The sequence below is a fragment of the Treponema endosymbiont of Eucomonympha sp. genome (assembly GCF_001028545.1).
Genome location: NZ_BBPW01000750.1, coordinates 1 through 6563 on the forward strand (window position 1 = coordinate 1; position 6563 = coordinate 6563).

Annotated in this window: 13 protein-coding genes and 4 pseudogenes; 1 reads left to right on the forward strand and 16 read right to left on the reverse strand. The window is 38.0% G+C overall.

The window, feature by feature from the left end; translation table 11 throughout:
• Positions 1 to 122: pseudogene (gene rpsM, locus AWU74_RS11155) on the forward strand (30S ribosomal protein S13); the annotation flags it as partial.
• 74 nt (positions 123 to 196) lie between these two features.
• On the opposite strand, the gene AWU74_RS11160 reads toward rpsM, so the two are convergent.
• The 16 genes and pseudogenes from AWU74_RS11160 to rplB (AWU74_RS11185) all read right to left on the reverse strand — a co-directional run.
• A complete protein-coding gene (locus tag AWU74_RS11160) occupies positions 197 to 529 on the reverse strand; it encodes a 50S ribosomal protein L6 (RefSeq protein ID WP_162505162.1) in 333 nt (110 codons plus the stop codon).
• Positions 530 to 544: 15 nt separating this feature from the next.
• A complete protein-coding gene (rpsH, locus tag AWU74_RS09055; RefSeq protein ID WP_062328988.1) occupies positions 545 to 943 on the reverse strand; it encodes a 30S ribosomal protein S8 in 399 nt (132 codons plus the stop codon).
• Between the two features lie 12 nt (positions 944 to 955).
• Positions 956 to 1141 carry a type Z 30S ribosomal protein S14 gene (locus AWU74_RS11165; protein ID WP_086046330.1) on the reverse strand — a complete coding sequence of 62 codons (186 nt, stop codon included), beginning with the start codon at positions 1139 to 1141 and terminating at the stop codon, positions 956 to 958.
• Positions 1142 to 1154: 13 nt separating this feature from the next.
• Positions 1155 to 1703, reverse strand: coding sequence for a 50S ribosomal protein L5 (gene rplE, locus AWU74_RS09060; RefSeq protein ID WP_062329006.1), 549 nt, complete (start codon positions 1701 to 1703; stop codon positions 1155 to 1157).
• The gene (gene rplX / locus AWU74_RS11170; RefSeq protein WP_062378222.1) at positions 1703 to 2014 is read right to left on the reverse strand and encodes a 50S ribosomal protein L24; all 312 of its coding nucleotides are present in this window, start codon (positions 2012 to 2014) and stop codon (positions 1703 to 1705) included. Before rplX ends, rplE begins: the two co-directional genes overlap by 1 nt.
• A gap of 10 nt (positions 2015 to 2024) precedes the next feature.
• Positions 2025 to 2393: a 50S ribosomal protein L14 gene (gene rplN, locus AWU74_RS09065; RefSeq protein WP_059369906.1), complete on the reverse strand. Its 369-nt coding sequence runs from the start codon at positions 2391 to 2393 to the stop codon at positions 2025 to 2027.
• Positions 2394 to 2405: 12 nt separating this feature from the next.
• Positions 2406 to 2675 (reverse strand): 30S ribosomal protein S17, encoded by a 270-nt coding sequence (gene rpsQ / locus AWU74_RS09070; protein WP_059369905.1) that lies wholly within the window; start codon positions 2673 to 2675, stop codon positions 2406 to 2408.
• A 4-nt stretch (positions 2676 to 2679) separates the two neighbouring features.
• Entirely contained in the window at positions 2680 to 2889 is a 210-nt protein-coding gene (gene rpmC, locus AWU74_RS09075; protein ID WP_059369904.1) for a 50S ribosomal protein L29, read from the reverse strand.
• Positions 2890 to 2899: 10 nt separating this feature from the next.
• Positions 2900 to 3322, reverse strand: coding sequence for a 50S ribosomal protein L16 (gene rplP / locus AWU74_RS09080; RefSeq protein WP_062328991.1), 423 nt, complete (start codon positions 3320 to 3322; stop codon positions 2900 to 2902).
• Between the two features lie 42 nt (positions 3323 to 3364).
• Positions 3365 to 4006, reverse strand: a pseudogene (rpsC, locus tag AWU74_RS09085) (30S ribosomal protein S3); the annotation flags it as partial.
• A gap of 1 nt (position 4007) precedes the next feature.
• Positions 4008 to 4361 (reverse strand): 50S ribosomal protein L22, encoded by a 354-nt coding sequence (rplV, locus tag AWU74_RS09090; RefSeq protein WP_062328997.1) that lies wholly within the window; start codon positions 4359 to 4361, stop codon positions 4008 to 4010.
• 8 nt (positions 4362 to 4369) lie between these two features.
• Positions 4370 to 4648 carry a 30S ribosomal protein S19 gene (gene rpsS / locus AWU74_RS09095; protein WP_062329000.1) on the reverse strand — a complete coding sequence of 93 codons (279 nt, stop codon included), beginning with the start codon at positions 4646 to 4648 and terminating at the stop codon, positions 4370 to 4372.
• Between the two features lie 9 nt (positions 4649 to 4657).
• Positions 4658 to 5482, reverse strand: a complete 825-nt coding sequence (gene rplB / locus AWU74_RS11175) for a 50S ribosomal protein L2 (RefSeq protein WP_086046041.1) — start codon at positions 5480 to 5482, stop codon at positions 4658 to 4660.
• 26 nt (positions 5483 to 5508) lie between these two features.
• On the reverse strand, positions 5509 to 5793 hold the full coding sequence (locus tag AWU74_RS09100) for a 50S ribosomal protein L23 (protein ID WP_062329003.1): 285 nt from the start codon (positions 5791 to 5793) through the stop codon (positions 5509 to 5511).
• A 6-nt stretch (positions 5794 to 5799) separates the two neighbouring features.
• Positions 5800 to 6354: pseudogene (gene rplD / locus AWU74_RS09105) on the reverse strand (50S ribosomal protein L4); the annotation flags it as partial.
• 82 nt (positions 6355 to 6436) lie between these two features.
• Positions 6437 to 6563, reverse strand: a pseudogene (rplB, locus tag AWU74_RS11185) (50S ribosomal protein L2); the annotation flags it as partial.

Sequence of the window (6563 nt, forward strand, 5' to 3'; positions counted from 1 at the left end):
TGGATATCGGTTGTTATCGCGGACTTCGACACCGAAAGGGTTTACCAGTGCGTGGGCAACGGACGAATACGAATGCGCGTACTCGAAAAGGTAAAAAAAAGACCGTTGCTGGCAAGAAAAAAATATACAACAGAGAGATTATCATGGTAGTTACAAAAAAACGAAAAGAAAAAAAAAGTGTATATGAGGGGAATGTTTATATGGATCCTACTATCAATAACAACAAATCTTTTTTTACTTCCACACGATAACCAACTCCGGTAATAATCAAGTTTTTTGAAAAACCTATTGAAACACCTGTAACTATATTCTGAATCAAATTGCGATATAAACCTTGTGCCGCATTAGACTCTTTTGAAATATCAGCAGATATAACCAACAGTTTACATTCTTGTATTTCAATTTTCACCCGCGCGGTATATGCTTTCTGTAATTTACCCTTCGGTCCTTCAACTATAACTAATCCCGGCAATATAGAAACTATCACCCCAGAGGGAACGGCTACAGGAATTTTACCAACACGAGACATTTTTCCCCCTGTCGTCTACCAAATGATACAAAGTAACTCACCGCCGACCATTTTTTCTGCGGCTTTCTTACCAGTGATAACACCAAACGAGGTTGAGATAATAACAGTCCCATACCCATTATACACGCGAGGTAATTCTCTACATTTCGAATACACGCGACAACTGGGGGTTGAAATTTTTTTCAATCCGTGTATCACTGATACACGAGATTCATCATATTTAAGGGATATTCTCAGGATATTCTTTCTGTCTTGATTAATTTTTTTAAAGTTACCGATATACCCTTCCGTTTTTAAGATCTTCACGATTTCCAATTTAATCTTAGAAGCAGAAACATCTATTCTTTCATGGTGAACCACAGCCGCATTTCTTACTTTGGCAAGCATATCTGCTATGGGATCTGAAACACTCATATTACACTCCTACTACCAACTGGATTTCGTGATGCCCGGTAACCTACCCTCACTTGCCATCTTTCGAAAACACAAGCGGCACATCTTGAATTTTCTCAGATACCCTCGAGGTCGCCCACAAATTTGACACCGATTTACTCGTCTTGTACTAAATTTTGGAAAATTCGCCGCTTTAATTATCAGAGATTTTTTAGCCATAAGTTTCTTTCCTTTATTTTTTAAACGGCACACCAAACTTTATCAGTAATAAGCGCGCACCATCATCAATGATGGCACTCGTTACAATATTGATATTCAACCCACAAATTTTTTCAATTTTATCAAAATCAATTTCAGGAAAAATAATCTGTTCCGTTACACCAAGAGAAAAATTACCGTGACCGTCAAAACCAGAAGTTTTCACACCGCGAAAATCTTTTACACGGGGCAATGCTACATTTATAAGGCGGTCAAGAAATTCATACATCCTCGCTCCCCGGAGCGTAACCATTACACCAATTTCATTGCCTTTTCGAAGCTTAAAATTCGCAATACTTTTTTTTGCTTTTGTTTTCACAGCTTTCTGACCTGTAATTACCGAAAGCTCATTTGCTACAGCATCAAGAAGTTTTTTATCCGAAAGTGCTTCACCTACTCCCATGCTCACCACAATTTTTTCTATTGCTGGGACTTGCATTATAGATTTATACCCCATCTCTTTGAAAAGCATGGGAGCAATGATTTTATTATAAATTTTTTCAAGGCGAGGTTCCTTATCCATTATACTATATCTCCACATTTACGACAAACACGACCTTTCAGTCCACCACTAGTTTTGTATTTGACTCTTGTATGACCACATTTTTTGCATACAATCGCTACGTTTGAAATATGAAGTGAAGCCTCAATATCAGCGATTCTACCTGAGTCTTGTTTATTCTGTCGTTTTAGGGTTTTTTTGATAATGTTTATGTCTGAAACAATAACACATCTTTTCTGTTTGAAAACTCGCACTATTGAACCACGCTTTCCTTTGTCTTTACCAGCAATGACTTCAATCATATCATCTTTGTGAATTTTGAGTTTATTCATCGTGTTCTCGTTATAGAATTTCTGGTGCAAGTGATGCAATTTTCATAAAATCCATATCGCGCAATTCTCGCGCTACCGGACCAAAAACACGTTTTCCCTTCGGGTTCATATTCGAATCGATAATCACGCATGCATTATCGTCAAAACGGATATACGTACCGTCTAAACGCCGATATTCCTTAGAAATTCGCACAATTACAGCTTTCTCTATTGTTCCCTTTTTAATCGTAGATATCGGGATAGCATCCTTTATCACCACTACCACTACATCTCCAATGCCAGCATAACGATGTTTCGAGCCTCTGAGTACCTTAATACATTGTACAAGTCTAACTCCGGAATTATCAGCAACATTTAAATTCGATTGCATTTGAATCATAACTTCCTCCGTTTATTGTGCTTGCTTAAGAATTTCAACAAGTCGCCAACATTTATCACGACTAAATGGACGGCATTCTACAATTTGTACTTTATCACCAATATGCGCTTCGTTCTTTTCGTCGTGAACTTTGCATTTTTTAATACGTATTATATATTTTTTATACAGTCGGTGTAGTTTTTTCGTTGAAATAGATACCACAATTGTTTTGTCCATTTTATCGCTTGTGACGACTCCAACGCAAACTCGTTTTGATAACTTTGTTTTCTGAAGTTCTTTCATCTGGTTATTCTTCTCTATTTTGTCTAACAAGGCTCCCCCCGATAAATGTATTCAACCGAGCGATTTCCCGGCGCAATATATGTTTTTTCATTTTATTTTCAATATGTCCCATTATCATCTGAAATCGAAAATCCATATATTTTTTCTTTAATTCATTTCGTTTGATAAGCAATTCAGCATAAGACAATTTATCATTTTCTTTTTTTCTCGTCACACTTCACTCCTTAGTCGATAAAGGAACAATGAATAATTTTCGTCTTAATTGGTAATTTACTACTGGCAAGTCGCATCGCTTTTTCTGCTATTACCAAATCAACGCCGCCAATTTCAAACAAAACTTGCCCTGTTTTAATTACGGATGCCCAAAATTCAGGTACACCCTTACCTTTACCCATACGAGTCTCCGCAGGTTTTTTTGTAATAGGTTTATCGGGAAACACTCGAATCCACACCTTCCCCTTCCGATTGATCTTGCGATTAAGCGCAATACGTGCCGCTTCAATATGACGAGCGGTCAACAAAACAGAACATTCAATCGCAATTAAAGCAATATCCCCAAAATCAATTGTATTCCCACGAGTTGCCTTTCCTTTAATTCTGCCCCGCTGTACTTTCCGGTGTGCTATTCTCTTTGGGCTAAGTACCATTAACTACCCCTTCTATTTTTACAGAGCGACTCACCCTCTGTTTTTATCTTTATTATACATCATACCATGATATACCCATACTTTTACACCGATTTTTCCAAACGTGGTTTGTGCTTCAGCAAATCCATAGTCAATATCCGCTCGAAGTGTATGAAGCGGTACTCGTCCTTCTTTTTGTTCTTCAGTACGCGACATCTCTGCTCCACCAATACGTCCTGAAATACGAATTTTTATTCCCTGTACTCCGGCTTTTACTGCATTGTTTATTGCTTGCTTAAGTGCTCTACGAAATGATCCGCGATTTACCAACTGACTGGCAACATTCCGCGCAATGAGTGAAGAATTTATATCTGCCCGTTTTATTTCTTTAATTTTTATCTGTACTTTATGAATAAGATTTTTTTGAATTTCAACACTATTTTTTTCAATGCTAGACCCTTTTACTCCGATAACTATTCCTGGACGAGCTGTATGGATAATAATAGTTATCCGCTGTGGATATCGTATAATTTCGACCTCTGCAATATCAGCATTTTTGTATTCAGGTATCATATCAATCATTGTACGAATTTTCCTATCTTCAAGTGCAAATCTAGCATATTCGCGAAAATCAGCATACCAATGAGAAGTCCATGTCTTATTAATACCAAGTCTCAAACCAATTGGATTTACTTTCTGTCCCATGCTATTTCTCCCTTTTCTCGCCAACTACAACGGTAATATGACACATTCGTTTCAAAAGCATATTCGCTCGGCCTCGCCCACGAAACCACGTCCGCTTGAGGCGAGGACCTTCGTCAATGCGAATTTCTTTCACATACAGCATATCTTCGCTGATTTTTTTATTTGTATTGAGTGCATTCGAAATTGCCGATTTCAGTGTTTTAAGAATTAGTCGCGCTCCTTTTTGAGGTATATTCGTTAAAAAAATCACAGCTTCCGAGCATATACTCTGTTTTATTATACACGCTACCGAACGAATTTTCGTTGGGGAGGCAAAAAGAAACTTTGTTACCGCACGGTATTTGTTGTTTACCATCTTGCTTCCTATTTTTCTATTTTTTTGTCTGAACCGCTATGAGTGCGAAAAATTCGTGTAGGTGAAAATTCACCAAGCTTATGTCCGACCAAATTTTCGGTAATATATACCGGTACCCATGACTTGCCATTATATACGGACACGGTATTACCAACCATTTCTGGAATAATCGTCGAACACCGCGAATAGGTTTTAATTATCTTGCTGTCCGTCGTCTTGTTCATATTAATAGTTTTCTTATATAAACTTTTTTCAATAAAAGGACCTTTTTTAATTGATCTTGACATAACAATCTCCTATTTTTTCCGCCATACAGTAATAAATTTGTTGGATATTTTCCGTTTGTTTCGTGTTTTATAGCCACGACACGGTTTCCCCCACGGAGTAACCGGATTGCGGCCTTTACCAGCGCCTTCACCGCCGCCGAGTGGATGATCGACAGGGTTCATAGCCATACCACGCACCGTCGGACGGATTCCACGCCAACGAGTACGCCCTGCTTTCCCCAAATGGATATTCGACAAATATCCATTACCAACTGCACCTATTGTTGCATAACAACAGATGTGTATTTGGCGCATTTCACCAGAAGGCAATTTTATTATAACGTATTTCCCGTCTTTTGCCGTGATTGTTGCCTCCGTTCCCGCAGAACGGACAAGTTGACCACCTTTGCCAAGCACAAGCTCAATATTATGCACAGTAAAACCCACTGGAATCGCTGAAAGAGGTAATGTATTGCCCACTGTTGGTTCAGCTTGTTCACCTGATAAAATTTTTTGCCCAATCATCAAATTCTTTGGAGCAATGATATAACGTTTTTCTCCATCTGAATAAAAGACAAGTGCAATATTGGCACTTCGATTCGGATCGTATTCAATAGACTTTACCGTGCCGGGAATACCATATTTGTCACACTTAAAATCAATGATACGATATTTTCGCTTATGCCTTCCGCCACGGTGGCGAACAGAAATTTGCCCACCAGCACCACGCCCGCTATGAGATACAGACGCTCTTATCAAACTTTTTTCCGGTTTATCAGTGGTCAAGTCAGTTCTGAATAAATCAATTCTGTCTCGTGTACCAGATGTTACTGGCTTATATATTTTAAGAGTCATTTTATAACCTCATTTTTTACAAAGCATTACATACCTTCAAACATCTTTATAATTTCACCCCGCATAAGTTTTACGACAGTTTTTTTCCAACCGGAAGTGTGTCCCGTATATGAACGCACCCGTTTTGTTTTACCAAATACATTCATCACCGTACATTTTACTACTTTTACCTCAAACAATTTTTCAATAGCGTCTTTTATTTGAAATTTATTCGCGTCAATGTGCACTTTGAATACATATTTCTGTTGTTCTCGGAGCATTGTCGTTTTTTCTGACAACACCGATGCTATAAGTATATCCTCTCGTAACATTATTTACTACTCCTCCCCGACGGCATGGTAAAGCTTGTTCAATTTTTCTACCGCAGATTCAAGAATAATCACCCGTCGACTATAGTACAAATCATGTGCCCGAAGTCGATTATACGACAAAAATGATAGACAAGGAATATTATTCCCTGCACGTTTAATCATCGTATCACTATCACTCAACACGATGACCGTCCGTTCATCTTTCATGAATCGATTAAGGATAATCAACAGTTCTCTTGTTTTACCGTTTTCGATAGTAAAATCTTCTACCACCGTTAAACAATTACTCCGTGTCTTCATACTTAAAATCGATTTTAATGCCAGACGTTTCATTTTTTTTGGCAACGTATAGTTATAATTTCTCGGTTTCGGACCAAAAATCACTCCACCACCTCGTAGTAACGGAGATTTCTTATCGCCACACCGTGCACGTCCAGTTCCTTTTTGTTTGTATGGTTTTACATTACTACCCCGTACAGCAGAACGATCTTTCGTACATACTGTCCCGACGCGTTTGTTCGCTAATTCATTATTAATAGCATAATAAACAATATATGCATTGAAGCTGTGATTTTTTTAACGAATATACCTCAAAAAGGAGCGCGACTAATTCTTAAAACACTGAAATCGGCAATTTCGAATGCACTGGAATCGCTGAAAGAGGTAATGTATTGCCCACTGTTGGTTCAGCTTGTTCACCTGATAAAATTTTTTGCCCAATCATCAAATTCTTTGGAGCAATGATATAACGTTTTTCTCCATCTGAATAA